The sequence below is a fragment of the Citrobacter freundii ATCC 8090 = MTCC 1658 = NBRC 12681 genome (genome assembly GCF_011064845.1).
Taxonomy (GTDB): Bacteria; Pseudomonadota; Gammaproteobacteria; order Enterobacterales; family Enterobacteriaceae; genus Citrobacter; species Citrobacter freundii.
Genome location: NZ_CP049015.1, coordinates 1585423 through 1602362 on the forward strand (window position 1 = coordinate 1585423; position 16940 = coordinate 1602362).

Below are 16940 nucleotides of genomic sequence, written 5' to 3' on the forward strand. Positions count from 1 at the left end.
TCTTAATCCTTAGTTTGCAACAGCGCGATGGTGCGGTTCATTTCGTTAAACACGATGTTGAGACCTTCATCGAAACCCATACCCGGTTTGATCAGCATGCGCATTGGACGCGCGGCCAGCGCGACGTGTACGCAGGTACGAGCACTGATTTCCGTTTCGTTACAGGTACCGCCCTGATAGGCTTCCATTCCGTGTTTGTTGCAATACAGCACTGCATCAACGATGTTGTGAATACCGCCCAGATCCGGGGTTTTAATCTGCACCATGTGGCAGCTGCCCGCGTCGGTGAAGTCCACGATGTCCTGATAGGTGTTACACCATTCATCCGCAACGATTTTCACGCCGGAACCCAGACGAGTCAGCTCCTGAGTGATCTCGGTTAACATGCGGATCTGATCCGGCTTGTTACCGGCATCAACCGGGCCTTCAATGTACAGCGGTAGACCTTGAGCTTCGGCTTCCAGGCTGGCGATGTATTCGGCGCAACGCACTGGATCCATATCGAAGATCAGACCAATGGTGCCGTAGACATCAATATGCAGTGTCGGGTGATAGCTTTCGTTGGTGCGCAGGCTCAGGATGCGGTTAGACAACCAGCGGACGTACTCACGCAGTTTTTCACCTTTAAAGCCCAGCTTCTCTTCAACGTTATTGATCAGGGCATGCGGCAGGACATCCACACCTTTTAGGATCATCTTGTCGACGGCGATATAACGGTCGTCGCCGCTCTGACCAAATAACGGAATGGCTTCCGGAACGCATGGCAGTTGCCATTCATCACAAACCACTTCGGCTTTCAGACGACCGGTAGCCAGTGCCGCCGCGTCGAGCAGTGCCTGAGACAGACCATAACGTACGGCGGTATGCAGCAGATGGCCGTCAATACGCAATTCATCAAAGAAACGGGCGTTGGTCAGGAACGAATCAACGTCACGACCTTCCAGCAACGGCTTGATGTGGTCGTTGAGGAACGGAATGAAGTTTTCAGCCAGGAACAGCGGGTCACGACCGCCTGCACCTGAATATTGCACCGCTGCGCAATCGCCCACAGCTACCGCACCGTTTTCCAGAATCAGTTGTACGGAAACACATTCACCCGCCTGACGAACAGAGGTAAATCCAGGCGTGACCGGATCGCCGGTGTAGATAAACCCGTCATGACCGGCGCCATTTTTGATGGCCTGCTGATCGTCAAAATAAAATGAGGAGTAGCCAGCGGTGAAAAGGGCCTTTTTGATTTTCATTATGGTCTTCCTATTAATTTACTGTGGGATACGGCGTTGATGTCATCAATGACCATCTGGAAAGAAGGCTTGCGGCCTTCAAAATGTGCGCGCTCTGCGACATAGTCGTGGTGCAGGGCGAGAATATCTTTCGGCAGCGGCACGGCACCGGCTTCAAGAATACGGATTGCGCCTGTGTTATCGCGAACAGGCAGGATCTTACCGGCGTTACAGGCGGCAGGAGCGAAAGGTACATCCAGCACGCCAGCTTCAAAGGCCAGCACCGTACCGCGCGCAATGTCGCCATTGCCCAGTTCGAAGACTTTCTTCAACACCGCGCGGACTTCGCTCTTAATCAGGTCAACTTCCTGCTCCACGGCAGCGCACTGCGGGAATTTCTGGTCGCTGACCATGTTGAGCATCTGGCGTGACGCTTTCAGACCCTGGGCGTTAGCTGCCGCAGTTGGGATACCGAACGCTTCGTGCGGGCTTTTGGTGATCACTTTTGTGGCACCCGACATACCAGCAACCGCTGCACCCCAGGCGATAACGGAGAAGGCTTTCGCTTCATCTTCCGGGAATCCGCCCATCCACTGGTGGAAAACGGTGCTCAGTTCGTAATCGTCGAAGCCATGGTTATGGAAGTATTCGTGGGACAGTTCACGCAGCGCCTGAATAGCGGCGATATCCTGCGTCAGGCTACCGACCTGGCCGTAGCCGACGGTAATGGATTTCACGCCTTGTTCCAGCGCCAGCAGACCTTCAATAATCGCCACCGAGTGGGACATAAACGGCGGGATCAGGGTACCGGTCAGCGGGCCAAACGGCTCACGGTTGATGCGAATGCCGTTCTCTTCGTACAGACCCATCAGACGGTCGCAGTACTGCCAGTCGCGAATGGATTTTTCCAGGGTGACGCGTTTGGCGTAAGGGATGTTGTAGGAGATACCGCCGCCTTCGTAGCTGGTGAAGCCACTGGCCATGGCGATTTCTGCCAGCAGGCGCGCATCCGGCGTACCGTGGCGAACCTGGATCGGTTTTTCCAGCGATTCAGTCATCCGGCGGCAGGCAGCAACCCCGTGATTGACGACTGGTAAACCATTCAGCTTGGAAGTACCTGCTTCGATGGATTTCTGGATCCCGACAGCGGCTTCTTCATAGCGGTTCAGACGGGTATAGGCATCGATAGTACTCGGCAGGAGGTCGCACTCTTCCTGCAATGTTTTGAGCAGCGCAATATGCTCATCCATTAATGCTACGCCTGCACGTGGCTGGCTCAGGGTTTTACCTTCCTGATCGGCTTTCAGCAGGGCAAGGGAGAAGCGTTTTTTATCTGGAATTGATTGCTGGTACTTCACGCCATCTTCGAAGTTCTCAACGTCTTTGCCGGTTTCCCAGGTTTGTAATACCTGATGCCTTTCGGTCATGAATTCGTCATGGGTCAATTTTTTATTTCGAAGTTCCATTCGTAGCTGCCTTAAGTTTTATAGGGTTAAACACTGAATGCTGGTGCGAGCAGCGGCTTGCGGGTACAGCCTGGCGACGTTTGCCAGAAGCGGGAGCAGGCCATTTGAATCGCGGTAATACTCAAACTGATTCGGTAACAGAATTCTTTTCCCCTGGTCGTCCAGCTCCCGGTATTTGAGCCAGTTATGGATATCGAACTGGCTGGCGCGAGAGAGCCATCCCCCTGAACCGACGACTTTGCGTACGGTGGTGAGATCGCGACCCATCTGTAAATCCACGTTACCCACGCAGGTGCAAACCTGCTTTTTAGTGCCCGCGTGGCGCTCAGCGGCATAGCCCACGCATAAACCTGCCAGCAGGGTGTCGTAATATTTCTCTTCCTCACTGAGTGGCAGGTAATCCGGTTGCCCTACCAGATGGCGCAGGTAGCGATAAAACGCTTCCTCGCGCTGTGGTTGTTGGGCGAAGATGACTTTCACCATATCCTGCGTGCTTTCCCCCACCACGACGGCGGAAACGCGCATGCCCAGGTCGCCTTCTACGGTACGTTTGACGAACGGTTCAGGAACACCATGCAGGACGGTATCGGGGGAGAGGGTATTCGCGCTGGCCGAATAGACATCCGTGGTGGCTCCGCCCATATCAATCAGCATGAATTCCTTCCATGCGCTGTCGTAATCGCTAATGGCTTTCACTAACTCATAGACCGTCCATGGCGTCGGCATTGGCTCTTCGCCTGTTTCGCCAACAATGACGTCCAGACCTTTGCCTTTGACAATGCGTGACAAGAACACATCACAAATCGCCTGGCGTGCGGCAAACGGATTCGGGTGATCGAGGTCAGGCAGAATGTTGTCTACCGTGGTCAAATCCTTATGTCCCAGAATCGTTTGTATTTCGTCCTGAATGTCCCGGTTTCCGGCGTAGATAATGGCGCAATCAAGCTTTGAGCCTGCCAGCGCATGCGCATTCGCCAGGCCGTAACTTTCTTCGCCACCATCTGTACCGCCGGTAAACAGCAGAATATCTGGAGGGGATGACTCCAGCTCCTGGATGTCATGACGGTTCAGCTTGTACGAATAATATTGCGCGATTTTCGCTCCTGCCGAATGGGCGGTAACTTTTGCCGATTCCAGCGTAATGGAAGGCACCAGCCCCATTGCTGCAACGGCAAGCCCACCTTTCGCTGAGGAGGAGTATTTCAACTGCACTTCACCACTTTTCAGTAACGGGCGAGCATCGGCAACATTCAGCACCTGATTCAGGCTGGCAAAAAAACCGTCTGCCAGATGATGTGTGGTGGTTGGGGTCAGGACATGGTTTATCAGGGTTAAATCCTCGCCTTCATGGGCGAAGAGGGCTGCCTTGGTCCATGTCGAGCCGATATCGACAGAAACTGTTTGCATCAGATGGCCTCTTCCAGGCAACGCTGTTCGAGGCCATTGTGTTGGTGAATATCATTAGTGATAAGCGCGCAAACATCTTCCAGATCGTGACTGGGGGCGAAGACCCGGTTAAAGCCCATCTCTTTAAACTTCACTTCCACATCGGCGAAGTCATGTTTACCGACGACCAGGTTGCCGCCGACGTACAGCAGAATGTCGCCAAGGCCGCGTTCGATGCAGCGCTCACGTAATCCGAGGCAATCAATGTCGCCATGACCGTAGATAGAGGACACCACGATGGCATCGGCGCCTGTTTCAATCGCAGCATCAATATATTCATCCTGGCTCACCATCACCCCAAGGTTGATTACGTGAAAATCATGAGCGGTAAAAACGCGATCCAGAACTTTATTACCTACTGCATGGCAGTCAGCACCGATGACGCCAATAACAAGTGTAGATTTCTTCATGGGTAATCCTCTGTAGGGCTGATGGTCAATAAGTGAAATTATTTTCTAATATTTAGAACATGGATTGTGACAACCTCTTAATAGGGTTGGAGTTTCTGTGGAAGCGAAAAAGGAAGCAATTGATCTATTTTCAAAATATCCTGAGAAAAATGATTGTTATATTTAGTCGTTATAAAAATCTTTTATAATCAGCGAGATATATCATTTTTTCTTGGCCGGCTTTAATTTATTAGGAAATTGAGTAATAAATTACTTGCCATGTTTGTGATCGAAATCTTATTTTGTTATGCGCGCCATTTATGTCGTGTTTTTAATAATTTCAAAAATCACAATTACCAATTAACTTGTGAACGACGTAACGGTTTTTTATTTTTTAATCTTATATGTCACAATTCATTTTTGTTAATTTTAGGATAAAAATGATAATGAAATGTTTGTGGCATATTTAATCTTTGCCACATAAGTGCAGAGTGGGCGTTAAAGATAACTTTCAGTGATGATTTAAGCGAAACGCCAGCGTTCTCTCGCAGAACACCAAACGCAATGCATCGGTCAATGTGGAACGTTTTCTCTTCCAGCTGAGATAGTTACATCTCGGTGTTAATTATAAGTAAAATTTAAATGAATAATTTGTATGAAATAACAAGTCCATGACTTGCTAAACAAAAAACTGTGAGCTACCTAGCATTAGTGATTCTTTATCTGCTATCAATTTTGTCAGCCGGGCTGGTTAAAAGATCGTGTACATTTAAATAAATATCCTATCATTTGTAGTAACGGCAATTACTCATTGAAAAACATGTTGTTAACATCGCATTCACTAGTCATGCGAGTGTTAAACACTATTAACATTAAATTTGAAAATTGATTTAAATCAATGTTTAAAACTTGGAAAACAGCATCAAAAGAGGTTAAATTGCTGCAGATCAAATTGGTCTGAAAGTGGTAAATTAGCTATAAATTGATCACTATCGAAAAATGCAAATTTGTCTCGATAAAAACCTGTTTATTGTAAGGATTTTACGGCGTAATATAATTGCGGGATCAATTTGAGTGTTTTATTAACATGTTTGTAACCTTTCTCCATTGTCCTTTCTTCACAAGAGAAGAAAGAGTAGCGGCGTAAGGAAGCAGATAAATTTGTATTGGGGCATGCGTGTGACCCTTTCTAACGGGGTTCACTCTCGGAGTCTTCATGCGATGAGCAAGGAGTCATGATGTTAGATATAGTCGAACTGTCGCGCTTACAGTTTGCCTTGACCGCGATGTACCACTTCCTGTTTGTGCCACTGACGCTCGGTATGGCGTTCTTGCTGGCCATTATGGAAACGGTCTACGTCCTTTCCGGCAAACAGATTTATAAAGATATGACCAAGTTCTGGGGCAAGTTGTTTGGTATCAACTTCGCTCTGGGTGTGGCTACCGGTCTGACCATGGAGTTCCAGTTCGGGACTAACTGGTCTTACTACTCCCACTATGTAGGGGATATTTTCGGTGCGCCGCTGGCGATCGAAGGTTTGATGGCCTTCTTCCTCGAATCCACCTTTGTAGGTCTGTTCTTCTTCGGCTGGGACCGTTTGGGTAAAGTCCAGCATATGTGTGTCACCTGGCTGGTGGCCCTGGGTTCTAACCTGTCCGCGCTGTGGATTCTGGTTGCGAACGGCTGGATGCAGAACCCAATCGCAGCGGATTTCAACTTCGAAACCATGCGTATGGAGATGCTGAGCTTCTCTGAACTGGTGCTCAACCCGGTAGCACAGGTGAAATTTGTTCACACTGTGGCATCTGGTTATGTATGCGGCGCGATGTTCGTTCTGGGTATCAGCTCCTACTATATGCTGCGCGGTCGTGACTTCGCGTTTGCTAAACGTTCTTTTGCCATCGCTGCCAGCTTTGGTATGGCTGCCATTCTGTCTGTTATCGTTCTGGGTGATGAATCTGGTTACGAAATGGGCGACGTGCAGAAAACCAAACTCGCAGCGATTGAAGCAGAATGGGAAACTCAGCCTGCACCGGCTTCCTTTACGCTGTTCGGTATTCCGGACCAGGATGCGCAGGAAAACCATTTTGCGATTCAAATTCCTTATGCGCTGGGCATCATCGCCACCCGCTCTGTTGATACACCGGTCATTGGTCTGAAAGACCTGATGGTGCAGCACGAAGAGCGTATCCGTAACGGGATGAAAGCGTATCAATTGCTGGAAGAACTGCGTGCTGGTACTACCGACCAGGCCGTTCGCGACCAGTTCAACAGCATGAAGAAAGACCTGGGTTATGGTCTGCTGCTGAAACGCTATACGGATAACGTCACCGACGCGACCGAAGCGCAAATTCAGCAGGCAACGAAAGATTCTATCCCTCGCGTTGCGCCGCTGTACTTCGCTTTCCGTATCATGGTGGCATGCGGCATTCTGATGCTGGCAATTATCGCGGTGTCCTTCTGGACTGTGCTTCGTAACCGTATCGGTGAGAAAAAATGGCTGCTGCGCACTGCGCTGTACGCGATTCCTCTGCCGTGGATTGCTATTGAATCCGGTTGGTTTGTCGCAGAGTACGGTCGTCAACCGTGGGCGATTGGTGAAGTGTTACCAACAGCCGTAGCGAACTCTTCGCTGACTGCTGGCGACCTCATCTTCTCGATGCTGTTGATTTGCGGCCTGTATACCCTGTTCCTGGTGGCTGAACTGTATCTGATGTTCAAGTTCGCACGCCTTGGGCCGAGTAGCCTGAAAACCGGTCGTTATCACTACGAGCAGTCCACTGTGACTTCTCAGCCGGCACGCTAAGACAGGAGTCGTCAAATGATCGATTATGAAGTATTGCGTTTTATCTGGTGGCTGCTGGTTGGCATTCTGCTGATTGGTTTCGCGGTCACTGATGGCTTCGACATGGGGGTGGGCATGCTCACCCGTTTCCTCGGTCGTAATGATACCGAGCGTCGAATTATGATTAACTCCATCGCCCCGCACTGGGACGGTAACCAGGTTTGGCTTATCACCGCGGGTGGCGCACTGTTCGCTGCCTGGCCGATGGTGTATGCCGCTGCGTTCTCCGGTTTCTATGTGGCGATGATCCTGGTACTGGCGTCTTTGTTCTTCCGTCCGGTCGGTTTTGATTACCGCTCCAAGATTGAAGACATGCGCTGGCGCAACATGTGGGACTGGGGCATCTTCATTGGTAGCTTCGTGCCACCGCTGGTGATTGGCGTGGCGTTCGGCAACCTGCTGCAAGGGGTTCCGTTCCACGTAGATGACTACATGCGTTTGTACTACACCGGTAACTTCTTCCAGTTGCTGAATCCGTTTGGTCTGCTGGCAGGTGTCGTGAGCGTTGGGATGATCATCACCCAGGGTGCGACCTATCTGCAGATGCGTACGGTAGGTGAACTGCATCTGCGTGCTCGTGCAACTTCACAGGTTGCGGCGCTGGTGACTCTGGTCTGCTTCGCGCTGGCCGGTGTATGGGTGATTTACGGTATTGACGGTTATGTTGTGACCTCAGCTCTGGATCATCATGCCGCCTCCAACCCGCTGACCAAAGAAGTGGCTCGCGTGGCTGGCGCATGGATGGTGAACTTTAACAATGCACCTATCCTGTGGCTGGTTCCTGCACTGGGCGTGGTTCTGCCGCTGTTGACCATTCTGACTTCTCGTATGGAGAAAGGGGCCTGGGCATTCGTCTTCTCTTCACTGACGTTAGCCTGCATCATCTTGACTGCCGGTATCGCAATGTTCCCGTTTGTGATGCCATCCAGCACCATGATGAACGCAAGTTTGACCATGTGGGATGCAACGTCCAGCCAGCTGACGCTGAATCTGATGACGTATGTAGCTTGTGTGTTTGTACCGATCATTCTGCTGTACACCGGCTGGTGTTACTGGAAGATGTTTGGTCGCATCACTAAAGAAGATATTGAAAGCAACACCCACTCTCTGTACTAAGTAAGGAGCTTAAAATGTGGTATTTCGCATGGATTTTGGGAACGCTTCTTGCCTGTGCATTTGGGATAATCACAGCGCTGGCGCTTGAGCACGTTGAATCAGGCAAAGCCGGACAAGAAGATAGCTAATGACCAATATTATCGCGATGTTATACAACGCGATGGACAAGCGCCCCTTGCGGGCGCTTTCATTTGTGCTGGCAATCGTATTGGCCGGCTGCATATTCTGGGATCCGTCACGTTTCGCGGCTAAAACCAGTGAGCTTGAAATCTGGCATGGTTTTCTGCTGATGTGGGCGGTCTGCGCAGGCATCATTCACGGCGTTGGCTTTCGTCCTCGTGCCGTACACTGGCAGGGTATCTTCTGCCCGCTGATCGCGGATATCGTCCTCGTTGTTGGTCTGTTTTTCTTCTTCTTTTGAATAAGAAACATCCTTAAATATTTATGGGCTTGCATAAGCCCATAATTTTTTACTCTCCGTTTACTTTCCCCCATTCCAAAGCACCATTCCCGCGCGTATAGTAGCGAAGTTTGAAAGCACTAACCTTTTGTTGCATTACCGGGATGTAAAGTGAATACAACGCTGTTTCGATGGCCGGTTCGTGTCTACTATGAAGATACCGATGCCGGTGGGGTGGTTTACCACGCCAGCTACGTCGCTTTTTATGAAAGAGCGCGCACAGAGATGCTGCGTCATCATCACTTCAGTCAGCAGGTCCTGTTGGCTGAACGTGTAGCCTTTGTGGTGCGCAAGATGACCCTCGAGTATTTTGCGCCTGCCCGGCTCGACGATATGCTCGAAGTTCAAACCGAAATTACGTCAATGCGTGGCACCTCTTTGGTTTTCACGCAACGCATTGTCAACGCAGAGAACACCGTGCTGAATGAAGCCGAAGTTCTGATTGTTTGCGTTGATCCACTCAAAATGAAGCCTCGTGCGCTTCCCAAGTCTATTGTCGCGGAGTTTAAGCAGTGACTGACATGAATATCCTTGATTTGTTCCTGAAGGCAAGCCTTCTGGTTAAACTTATCATGTTGATTTTGATTGGTTTCTCAATCGCATCCTGGGCCATTATTATCCAGCGGACCCGTATTCTTAATGCTGCTTCACGTGAAGCCGAAGCATTTGAAGACAAGTTCTGGTCTGGCATTGAATTGTCGCGCCTGTACCAGGAAAGCCAGGGGCGTCGTGATAATTTGGCTGGCTCAGAACAAATTTTCTACAGCGGGTTCAAAGAATTTGCCCGTTTGCATCGGGCAAATAGCCACGCGCCGGAAGCGGTCGTTGAGGGGGCTTCCCGTGCGATGCGTATCTCGATGAACCGTGAGCTGGAAACGCTGGAAACGCATATTCCATTCCTCGGAACCGTTGGCTCCATCAGCCCGTATATCGGTCTGTTCGGTACCGTTTGGGGGATCATGCACGCATTTATCGCGCTGGGCGCGGTAAAACAGGCGACACTGCAAATGGTTGCACCGGGTATCGCGGAAGCGTTGATTGCAACGGCTATCGGTCTGTTTGCGGCAATCCCGGCGGTTATGGCCTACAACCGTCTGAACCAGCGCGTGAACAAACTGGAACTGAATTACGACAACTTTATGGAAGAGTTCACCGCGATTCTGCACCGCCAGGCGTTTACCGTTAGCGAGAGCAACAAGGGGTAAGCCATGGCCAGAACGCGTGGACGAGGTCGTCGCGAACTCAAGTCCGAAATCAATATTGTACCGCTGCTCGACGTACTGCTGGTGCTGTTGCTGATCTTTATGGCAACCGCACCGATCATTACGCAGAGTGTGGAAGTCGACCTGCCGGATGCGACCGAATCGCAAGCCGTCAGCAGTAACGACGAACCCCCGGTCATTATTGAAGTTTCCGGTATTGGGCAATACAGCGTGGTGGTTGAGAAAGATCGTATGGATCAACTGCCGCCGGAGCAGGTTATCGCGGAAGCGAAAAGTCGCCTGCAGACCAATCCGAAAACGGTCTTTTTAATCGGTGGTGCGAAAGACGTGCCTTATGATGAAATAATTAAAGCGCTGAACTTGTTACACAGTGCAGGCGTAAAATCGGTTGGCTTGATGACGCAGCCAATCTGATGACGGCGTTTTGCTGGCTTGAAAGATAGCACGTAACAGGCGAACAGTTTTTTGGGAACCGAGAGTGTCAAAGGCAACCGAACAAAACGACAAGCTCAAAAGGGCGATAATTATTTCAGCGGTGCTGCATGTCATTTTATTTGCAGCGCTGATCTGGAGTTCGTTCGATGAGCACATTGATGCTTCAGCCGGCGGCGGTGGCGGTTCGTCCATCGACGCCGTTATGGTCGATCCTGGAGCCGTTGTGCAACAGTACGACAGGCAGCAGCAACAGCAGGCAAGCGCGAAACGTGCTGAAGAGCAGCGTGAAAAGCAGGCGCAGCAGCAAGCTGAAGAACTTCGCGAGAAACAGGCAGCTGAGCAAGAGCGACTGAAGCAGCTGGAAAAAGAACGCTTAGCCGCGCAGGAAAAAGTGCGCGAACAGGCGGAACAGCAGAAGCAAGCTGAAGCCGCCGCCGCGAAAGCGCAAGAGCAACAGAAACAGGCTGAAGAAGCTGCGGCGAAGGCTGCTGCAGACGCGAAGGCTAAAGCTGATGCACAGGCGAAACAAGCGGCAGATGCCGCGAAGAAAGCCGCTGCGGACGCACAGAAAAAAGCTGAGGCGGAAGCTGCTAAAGCCGCTGCTGATGCGAAGAAAGTTGCCGAAGCACAAGCTGCTAAAGCTGCCGCGGACGCTGCGAAGAAAGCACAGGCTGAAGCCGCTAAGCAAGCAGCAGCCGAGAAAGCTGCCGCTGAGAAAGCAGAAAAAGCCGCCGCCGCGAAAGCGGCCGCTGCTGAAAAAGCGGCGGCTGATAAGAAAGCCGCAGCGGAAAAAGCAGCAGCAGACAAAAAAGCTGCAGCCGAGAAAGCCGCTGCCGATAAGAAAGCTGCGGCAGATAAAGCAGCTGCTGCTAAAAAGGCTGCGGCCGAGAAAGCCGCTGCCGATAAGAAAGCTGCGGCAGATAAAGCAGCTGCTGCTAAAAAGGCTGCGGCCGAAAAAGCCGCTGCAGCCTCTGGCGTTGACGACTTGTTGGGTGACCTGAGCTCCGGTAAGAATGCACCGGAATCGGGCGGTGGAGCGAAAGGAAACGGCCAACCGGCGAAAGATAGTGGTACAAGTGGTGCCAATGGCGGTGCATCTGGTGCTGATATCAGTGCTTACGCATCTCAAATTCGTAATGCGATCCAGAGCCGTCTGTATGGTGCAGATTTGTATGCAGGTAAATCTTGCGTATTACATATCAAGTTAGCACCCGATGGTCTGTTACTGGATGTGACCGAAGAGGGTGGGGATCCAGCATTGTGTCAGGCTGCGCTGACGGCTGCGAAAACTGCCAGAATTCCTAAACCGCCTAGCCAGGCAGTTTATGAAAAAGTAAAAGATGCCAAACTGGACTTCAAACTGTAATAACGACCCCTGAGAAATCAGGGGAAACGGTCTAAGGTTGATACTGAGTTGTGGTAGTTTTGTGTATTTGAGTTTGTTAACATTCTGCTAAATTATCGTGGGCTTTCCGTCCAGATAAGGGAGATATGATGAAGCAGGCATTACGAGTAGCATTTGGTTTTCTGATGCTGTGGGCAGCGGTGCTGCACGCAGAAGTACGTATCGAGATCACCCAGGGGGTGGACTCGGCGCGCCCGATTGGTGTTGTCCCCTTCCAGTGGACAGGACCGGGTGCTGCACCTGAAGATATCGGTGGTATCGTAGGTGCTGACCTGCGTAACAGCGGTAAATTTAACCCGTTAGACCGTTCTCGTCTGCCTCAGCAGCCTGGTACCGCGCAGGAAGTTCAACCTGCCGCTTGGTCTGCGCTGGGCATTGATGCCGTAGTCGTTGGCCAGGTTACGCCGAACCCGGATGGTTCTTACAGCGTTGCCTATCAGCTGGTTGACACCGGTGGCGCACCGGGTACCGTACTGGCACAGAACACTTATAAAGTGAACAAGCAGTGGCTGCGTTACGCGGGGCATACTGCAAGTGACGAAGTGTTTGAAAAACTGACCGGCATTAAAGGTGCATTCCGTACCCGTATCGCTTATGTTGTTCAGACCAACGGTGGTCAGTTCCCGTACGAATTACGTGTGTCCGACTACGATGGTTACAACCAGTTCGTGGTACACCGTTCTCCGCAGCCGCTGATGTCTCCGGCGTGGTCTCCGGACGGTTCAAAACTGGCGTACGTAACCTTCGAGAGTGGTCGTTCTGCACTGGTTATTCAGACGTTGTCAAATGGCGCGGTTCGTCAGGTAGCGTCGTTCCCACGTCACAACGGTGCGCCTGCGTTTTCTCCGGATGGCAGCAAACTGGCGTTTGCCCTGTCTAAAACCGGCAGCCTGAACCTGTATGTCATGGACATTGGTTCCGGTCAGATCCGTCAGGTGACGGATGGTCGTAGCAACAACACGGAACCGACCTGGTTCCCGGACAGCCAAAACCTGGCCTTTACATCTGATCAGGCTGGTCGTCCGCAGGTATATAAAGTTAACGTCAACGGCGGTGCTCCGCAGCGCATTACCTGGGAAGGTTCGCAAAACCAGGATGCGGATGTGAGCAGCGACGGTAAATTTATGGTAATGGTAAGTTCGGCCAACGGTCAGCAGCACATTGCCAAACAAGATCTGGTAGCGGGTGGCGTACAAGTTCTGTCGTCAACGTTCCTGGACGAAACGCCAAGTCTGGCACCTAACGGCACTATGGTAATCTACAGCTCTTCTCAGGGGATGGGATCCGTGCTGAATTTGGTTTCTACAGATGGGCGTTTCAAAGCGCGTCTTCCGGCAACTGATGGACAGGTTAAATTCCCTGCCTGGTCGCCGTATCTGTGATAATAAATAATTGATTAATAAAGGAATCATTGAAATGCAACTGAACAAAGTGCTGAAAGGGCTGATGATTGCTCTGCCTGTTATGGCTATTGCAGCGTGTTCTTCTAACAAGAACGCCAGCAATGACGGCAGCGAAGGCATGCTGGGTGCCGGCACTGGTATGGATGCAAACGGCAGCGGCAACATGTCTTCTGAAGAGCAAGCGCGTCTTCAGATGCAACAGCTGCAGCAGAACAACATCGTTTACTTCGATCTGGACAAGTACGATATCCGTTCTGATTTCGCTGCAATGCTGGATGCTCACGCTAACTTCCTGCGTAGCAACCCGTCTTACAAAGTCACCGTAGAAGGTCATGCGGACGAACGTGGTACTCCTGAGTACAACATCTCCCTGGGTGAGCGTCGTGCGAACGCCGTTAAGATGTACCTGCAGGGTAAAGGCGTTTCTGCTGACCAGATCTCCATCGTTTCTTACGGTAAAGAAAAACCTGCAGTACTGGGTCATGACGAAGCGGCTTACGCCAAAAACCGTCGCGCCGTACTGGTTTACTAAGAGAATTGCATGAGCAGTAACTTCAGACATCATCTGTTGAGTCTGTCGTTACTGGTTGGCATAGCGGCCCCTTGGGCCGCTTTTGCTCAGGCGCCAATCAGTAGTGTCGGCTCAGGCTCGGTCGAAGACCGTGTCACTCAACTCGAGCGTATTTCTAACGCTCACAGTCAGCTTTTAACCCAACTCCAGCAACAACTCTCCGATAATCAGTCCGATATTGATTCCCTGCGTGGTCAAATTCAGGAAAATCAGTATCAGTTGAACCAGGTTGTTGAACGCCAGAAGCAAATATTGTTGCAGATTAATAATCTTGGCAGCGGTAGTGCGCCTGCGGCGCAGTCTGCAGGTAGCGATCAGAGTGGGGCAGCAGCAACCCCTACGCCTGATGCGGGCGCAGCGGCAGCGTCAGGAACCCCGGCGCAGACTGGCGATGCGAACACTGATTACAATGCGGCCATTGCTCTGGTGCAGGATAAATCCCGCCAGGATGATGCGATTGAAGCATTTCAGAACTTCATCAAAAAGTACCCAGACTCGACTTACCTGCCAAATGCGAATTACTGGCTGGGTCAGTTGAATTACAACAAGGGGAAAAAAGATGATGCAGCGTTCTATTTTGCTTCAGTAGTTAAAAACTTCCCTAAATCACCAAAGGCTGCAGACGCGATGTATAAAGTCGGCGTCATCATGCAGGACAAAGGTGACACAGCAAAAGCTAAAGCCGTTTATCAGCAGGTTATCACTAAATACCCTGGCACTGATGGCGCGAAACAAGCGCAAAAACGCCTTGGCGCGATGTAATGAACACCATGCGACCAGAAATCGTGTTAATTCTGGTCGCGTCGTGTGATTCCTAAGCAGTTGAGTTATTTACATCGAAATTTTTGTTGCGCTAAAATCTGAAATCAGTAATATATGCCGCCGTTGCCAAGGGATATCAAACAGCCCGAAAGCGGCAAAAAAAGTGGGTCGTTAGCTCAGTTGGTAGAGCAGTTGACTTTTAATCAATTGGTCGCAGGTTCGAATCCTGCACGACCCACCAATCGCTAAGGTGGAATGCGATTGTAAAACGTGAAGGATAACGTTGCGTAAGCAACGGCCCGTAGGGCGAGACGAAGTCGAGTCATCCTGCACGACCCACCACTAACTCAGTTAGTAAGTAGTATCCAGCGTAGTATCGGGTGATTAGCTCAGCTGGGAGAGCACCTCCCTTACAAGGAGGGGGTCGGCGGTTCGATCCCGTCATCACCCACCACTCGGGGCGTTAGCTCAGTTGGTAGAGCAGTTGACTTTTAATCAATTGGTCGCAGGTTCGAATCCTGCACGCCCCACCAATTTATTGGTGGTACCGAGTAAAAATTTTCAGGTTATACCCGAGCGGGTCGTTAGCTCAGTTGGTAGAGCAGTTGACTTTTAATCAATTGGTCGCAGGTTCGAATCCTGCACGACCCACCAATCGCTAAGGTGGAACGCGATTGTAAAACGTGAAGGATAACGTTGCGTGAGCAACGGCCCGTAGGGCGAGGCAAAGCCGAGTCATCCTGCACGACCCACCATCCTGAAAGTATAAAGAAGTAAACCCCATAAGGGGGCGTTAGCTCAGTTGGTAGAGCAGTTGACTTTTAATCAATTGGTCGCAGGTTCGAATCCTGCACGCCCCACCAGTGTAAAAAAGCGCCCTAAAGGCGCTTTTTTGCTATGCGCAGAATCAACGATTCGAACCTGCTTGCCTGATGCGCTTCGCTTATCAGTCCTACAGATGACACTATTCACGTAGGCCGGATAGGACGTCAGTCGCCATCCGGCATTCATCACACGCAATTATTGTGACTTTCTTACGCCAATCCGCTATCTTGTTTAGCATATAAAACAAATCTAACCGAATACGGCGTGCGTCACGCTTTTAATCGGTTATTTCGTTAAGCTAGTAAAACGAGAAAGCAAGATGAGCGTGATGTTTGATCCAGAAGCAGCAATTTATCCGTTTCCGCCGAAGCCAGCCCCGCTGAGTGTGGATGAAAAGCAATTTTATCGTGAAAAAATCAAGCGCCTGTTGAAAGAGCGTGATGCCGTTATGGTCGCGCACTATTACACCGATCCTGAAATTCAGCAATTGGCCGAAGAGACCGGTGGCTGTATTTCTGATTCTCTGGAGATGGCGCGGTTCGGCTCAAAACATTCTGCCTCTACGCTGTTGGTTGCAGGAGTGAGGTTTATGGGGGAAACCGCCAAAATCCTCAGCCCGGAAAAGACCATCCTGATGCCGACCTTACAGGCGGAATGTTCATTAGATCTGGGTTGCCCGATTGATGCTTTCAGCGCGTTTTGCGATGCGCATCCTGATCGTACTGTGGTGGTTTACGCCAATACCTCCGCTGCCGTTAAAGCACGTGCGGACTGGGTCGTCACGTCCAGTATCGCGGTAGAACTTATTGAGCATCTTGATAGTTTAGGTGAAAAAATCATCTGGGCTCCGGACAGACATCTGGGCAACTACGTGCAAAAACAGACCGGTGCAGACGTTCTTTGTTGGCAGGGGGCCTGTATCGTCCACGACGAATTTAAAACTCAGGCTTTAACACGCATGAAGGGGCTTTACCCTGATGCTGCGGTGTTGGTGCACCCGGAGTCCCCTCAGTCTATCGTTGATATGGCCGATGCGGTTGGCTCAACCAGCCAGTTAATCAACGCAGCTAAATCGTTACCGCATCAACAGCTGATTGTGGCGACTGACCGGGGCATTTTTTACAAAATGCAGCAGGCCGTTCCGGATAAAGAATTGCTTGAAGCGCCGACGGCTGGCGAGGGGGCAACCTGTCGCAGCTGTGCGCATTGTCCGTGGATGGCGATGAACGGCCTCAAGGCGATTGCTGAGGGCCTGGAACAAGGCGGAGCGGCTCATGAGATACATGTTGATGCTGCGCTGCGAGAAGGGGCGTTGTTGCCGTTAAACCGCATGTTGGAATTTGCGGCTACACTTCGAGCTTAATTAATTT

General features: G+C 50.9%; 16 protein-coding genes and 5 tRNA genes. 17 read left to right on the top strand and 4 right to left on the bottom strand.

The window, feature by feature from the left end; translation table 11 throughout:
- Nucleotides 1–2: 2 nt before the first annotated feature.
- From G4551_RS07560 to glmS, 4 genes are read right to left on the bottom strand one after another with little or no spacing between them, the layout of a single operon-like run.
- Nucleotides 3–1244 carry a methylaspartate ammonia-lyase gene (locus tag G4551_RS07560; protein ID WP_003022953.1) on the bottom strand — a complete coding sequence of 414 codons (1242 nt, stop codon included), beginning with the start codon at nucleotides 1242–1244 and terminating at the stop codon, nucleotides 3–5.
- Nucleotides 1244–2689: a methylaspartate mutase subunit E gene (locus tag G4551_RS07565; RefSeq protein ID WP_003022957.1), complete on the bottom strand. Its 1446-nt coding sequence runs from the start codon at nucleotides 2687–2689 to the stop codon at nucleotides 1244–1246. Before G4551_RS07565 ends, G4551_RS07560 begins: the two co-directional genes overlap by 1 nt.
- Nucleotides 2690–2707: 18 nt before the next feature.
- A complete protein-coding gene (glmL, locus tag G4551_RS07570; protein ID WP_003835417.1) occupies nucleotides 2708–4096 on the bottom strand; it encodes a methylaspartate mutase accessory protein GlmL in 1389 nt (462 codons plus the stop codon).
- Nucleotides 4096–4545, bottom strand: a complete 450-nt coding sequence (gene glmS, locus G4551_RS07575; protein WP_003022963.1) for a methylaspartate mutase subunit S — start codon at nucleotides 4543–4545, stop codon at nucleotides 4096–4098. The genes glmL and glmS overlap by 1 nt, the downstream gene beginning before the upstream one ends.
- Before the next feature lie 1217 nt (nucleotides 4546–5762).
- On the opposite strand from glmS, the gene cydA reads away from it, so the two are divergent.
- From cydA to nadA, 17 genes are all read left to right on the top strand, one after another.
- A complete protein-coding gene (cydA, locus tag G4551_RS07580; RefSeq protein ID WP_003022965.1) occupies nucleotides 5763–7331 on the top strand; it encodes a cytochrome ubiquinol oxidase subunit I in 1569 nt (522 codons plus the stop codon).
- A gap of 15 nt (nucleotides 7332–7346) precedes the next feature.
- Entirely contained in the window at nucleotides 7347–8486 is a 1140-nt protein-coding gene (gene cydB, locus G4551_RS07585; RefSeq protein ID WP_003022968.1) for a cytochrome d ubiquinol oxidase subunit II, read from the top strand.
- 14 nt (nucleotides 8487–8500) lie between these two features.
- Entirely contained in the window at nucleotides 8501–8614 is a 114-nt protein-coding gene (gene cydX, locus G4551_RS07590; RefSeq protein WP_003022970.1) for a cytochrome bd-I oxidase subunit CydX, read from the top strand.
- On the top strand, nucleotides 8614–8907 hold the full coding sequence (gene ybgE, locus G4551_RS07595; RefSeq protein WP_003022971.1) for a cyd operon protein YbgE: 294 nt from the start codon (nucleotides 8614–8616) through the stop codon (nucleotides 8905–8907). Before cydX ends, ybgE begins: the two co-directional genes overlap by 1 nt.
- Nucleotides 8908–9057: 150 nt before the next feature.
- Nucleotides 9058–9462: a tol-pal system-associated acyl-CoA thioesterase gene (gene ybgC / locus G4551_RS07600; protein ID WP_003835413.1), complete on the top strand. Its 405-nt coding sequence runs from the start codon at nucleotides 9058–9060 to the stop codon at nucleotides 9460–9462.
- Entirely contained in the window at nucleotides 9459–10151 is a 693-nt protein-coding gene (tolQ, locus tag G4551_RS07605; RefSeq protein WP_003022976.1) for a Tol-Pal system protein TolQ, read from the top strand. The genes ybgC and tolQ overlap by 4 nt, the downstream gene beginning before the upstream one ends.
- A 3-nt stretch (nucleotides 10152–10154) precedes the next feature.
- Nucleotides 10155–10583, top strand: coding sequence for a colicin uptake protein TolR (gene tolR / locus G4551_RS07610; protein WP_003022978.1), 429 nt, complete (start codon nucleotides 10155–10157; stop codon nucleotides 10581–10583).
- Nucleotides 10584–10647: 64 nt separating this feature from the next.
- Nucleotides 10648–11970 carry a cell envelope integrity protein TolA gene (gene tolA / locus G4551_RS07615; protein WP_003835411.1) on the top strand — a complete coding sequence of 441 codons (1323 nt, stop codon included), beginning with the start codon at nucleotides 10648–10650 and terminating at the stop codon, nucleotides 11968–11970.
- 128 nt (nucleotides 11971–12098) lie between these two features.
- The gene (gene tolB / locus G4551_RS07620) at nucleotides 12099–13391 is read left to right on the top strand and encodes a Tol-Pal system beta propeller repeat protein TolB (RefSeq protein WP_003835409.1); all 1293 of its coding nucleotides are present in this window, start codon (nucleotides 12099–12101) and stop codon (nucleotides 13389–13391) included.
- Nucleotides 13392–13425: 34 nt separating this feature from the next.
- Nucleotides 13426–13944 carry a peptidoglycan-associated lipoprotein Pal gene (gene pal / locus G4551_RS07625; RefSeq protein ID WP_003022983.1) on the top strand — a complete coding sequence of 173 codons (519 nt, stop codon included), beginning with the start codon at nucleotides 13426–13428 and terminating at the stop codon, nucleotides 13942–13944.
- A gap of 9 nt (nucleotides 13945–13953) precedes the next feature.
- Nucleotides 13954–14745, top strand: coding sequence for a cell division protein CpoB (gene cpoB, locus G4551_RS07630; RefSeq protein ID WP_003022984.1), 792 nt, complete (start codon nucleotides 13954–13956; stop codon nucleotides 14743–14745).
- A gap of 165 nt (nucleotides 14746–14910) precedes the next feature.
- Nucleotides 14911–14986: transfer RNA gene (locus G4551_RS07635), tRNA-Lys, on the top strand.
- A gap of 137 nt (nucleotides 14987–15123) precedes the next feature.
- A tRNA-Val gene (locus G4551_RS07640) sits at nucleotides 15124–15199 on the top strand.
- A gap of 3 nt (nucleotides 15200–15202) precedes the next feature.
- A tRNA-Lys gene (locus G4551_RS07645) sits at nucleotides 15203–15278 on the top strand.
- Nucleotides 15279–15323: 45 nt separating this feature from the next.
- Nucleotides 15324–15399 (top strand) — tRNA-Lys (locus G4551_RS07650).
- A 133-nt stretch (nucleotides 15400–15532) separates the two neighbouring features.
- Nucleotides 15533–15608, top strand: a tRNA-Lys gene (locus G4551_RS07655).
- 281 nt (nucleotides 15609–15889) lie between these two features.
- Nucleotides 15890–16933, top strand: a complete 1044-nt coding sequence (gene nadA, locus G4551_RS07660) for a quinolinate synthase NadA (RefSeq protein WP_003837113.1) — start codon at nucleotides 15890–15892, stop codon at nucleotides 16931–16933.
- Nucleotides 16934–16940: the final 7 nt, after the last annotated feature.

Excerpts from the sequence above, each read along its gene's own strand:
- G4551_RS07560 (WP_003022953.1), bottom strand. The coding sequence starts at position 1,244 with ATGAAAATCAAAAAGGCCCTTTTCACCGCTGGCTACTCCTCATTTTAT.
- G4551_RS07565 (WP_003022957.1), bottom strand. The coding sequence starts at position 2,689 with ATGGAACTTCGAAATAAAAAATTGACCCATGACGAATTCATGACCGAA.
- glmL (WP_003835417.1), bottom strand. The coding sequence starts at position 4,096 with ATGCAAACAGTTTCTGTCGATATCGGCTCGACATGGACCAAGGCAGCC.
- glmS (WP_003022963.1), bottom strand. The coding sequence starts at position 4,545 with ATGAAGAAATCTACACTTGTTATTGGCGTCATCGGTGCTGACTGCCAT.
- cydA (WP_003022965.1), top strand. The coding sequence starts at position 5,763 with ATGTTAGATATAGTCGAACTGTCGCGCTTACAGTTTGCCTTGACCGCG.
- cydB (WP_003022968.1), top strand. The coding sequence starts at position 7,347 with ATGATCGATTATGAAGTATTGCGTTTTATCTGGTGGCTGCTGGTTGGC.
- cydX (WP_003022970.1), top strand. The coding sequence starts at position 8,501 with ATGTGGTATTTCGCATGGATTTTGGGAACGCTTCTTGCCTGTGCATTT.
- ybgE (WP_003022971.1), top strand. The coding sequence starts at position 8,614 with ATGACCAATATTATCGCGATGTTATACAACGCGATGGACAAGCGCCCC.
- tolR (WP_003022978.1), top strand. The coding sequence starts at position 10,155 with ATGGCCAGAACGCGTGGACGAGGTCGTCGCGAACTCAAGTCCGAAATC.
- tolB (WP_003835409.1), top strand. The coding sequence starts at position 12,099 with ATGAAGCAGGCATTACGAGTAGCATTTGGTTTTCTGATGCTGTGGGCA.
- pal (WP_003022983.1), top strand. The coding sequence starts at position 13,426 with ATGCAACTGAACAAAGTGCTGAAAGGGCTGATGATTGCTCTGCCTGTT.
- cpoB (WP_003022984.1), top strand. The coding sequence starts at position 13,954 with ATGAGCAGTAACTTCAGACATCATCTGTTGAGTCTGTCGTTACTGGTT.
- nadA (WP_003837113.1), top strand. The coding sequence starts at position 15,890 with ATGAGCGTGATGTTTGATCCAGAAGCAGCAATTTATCCGTTTCCGCCG.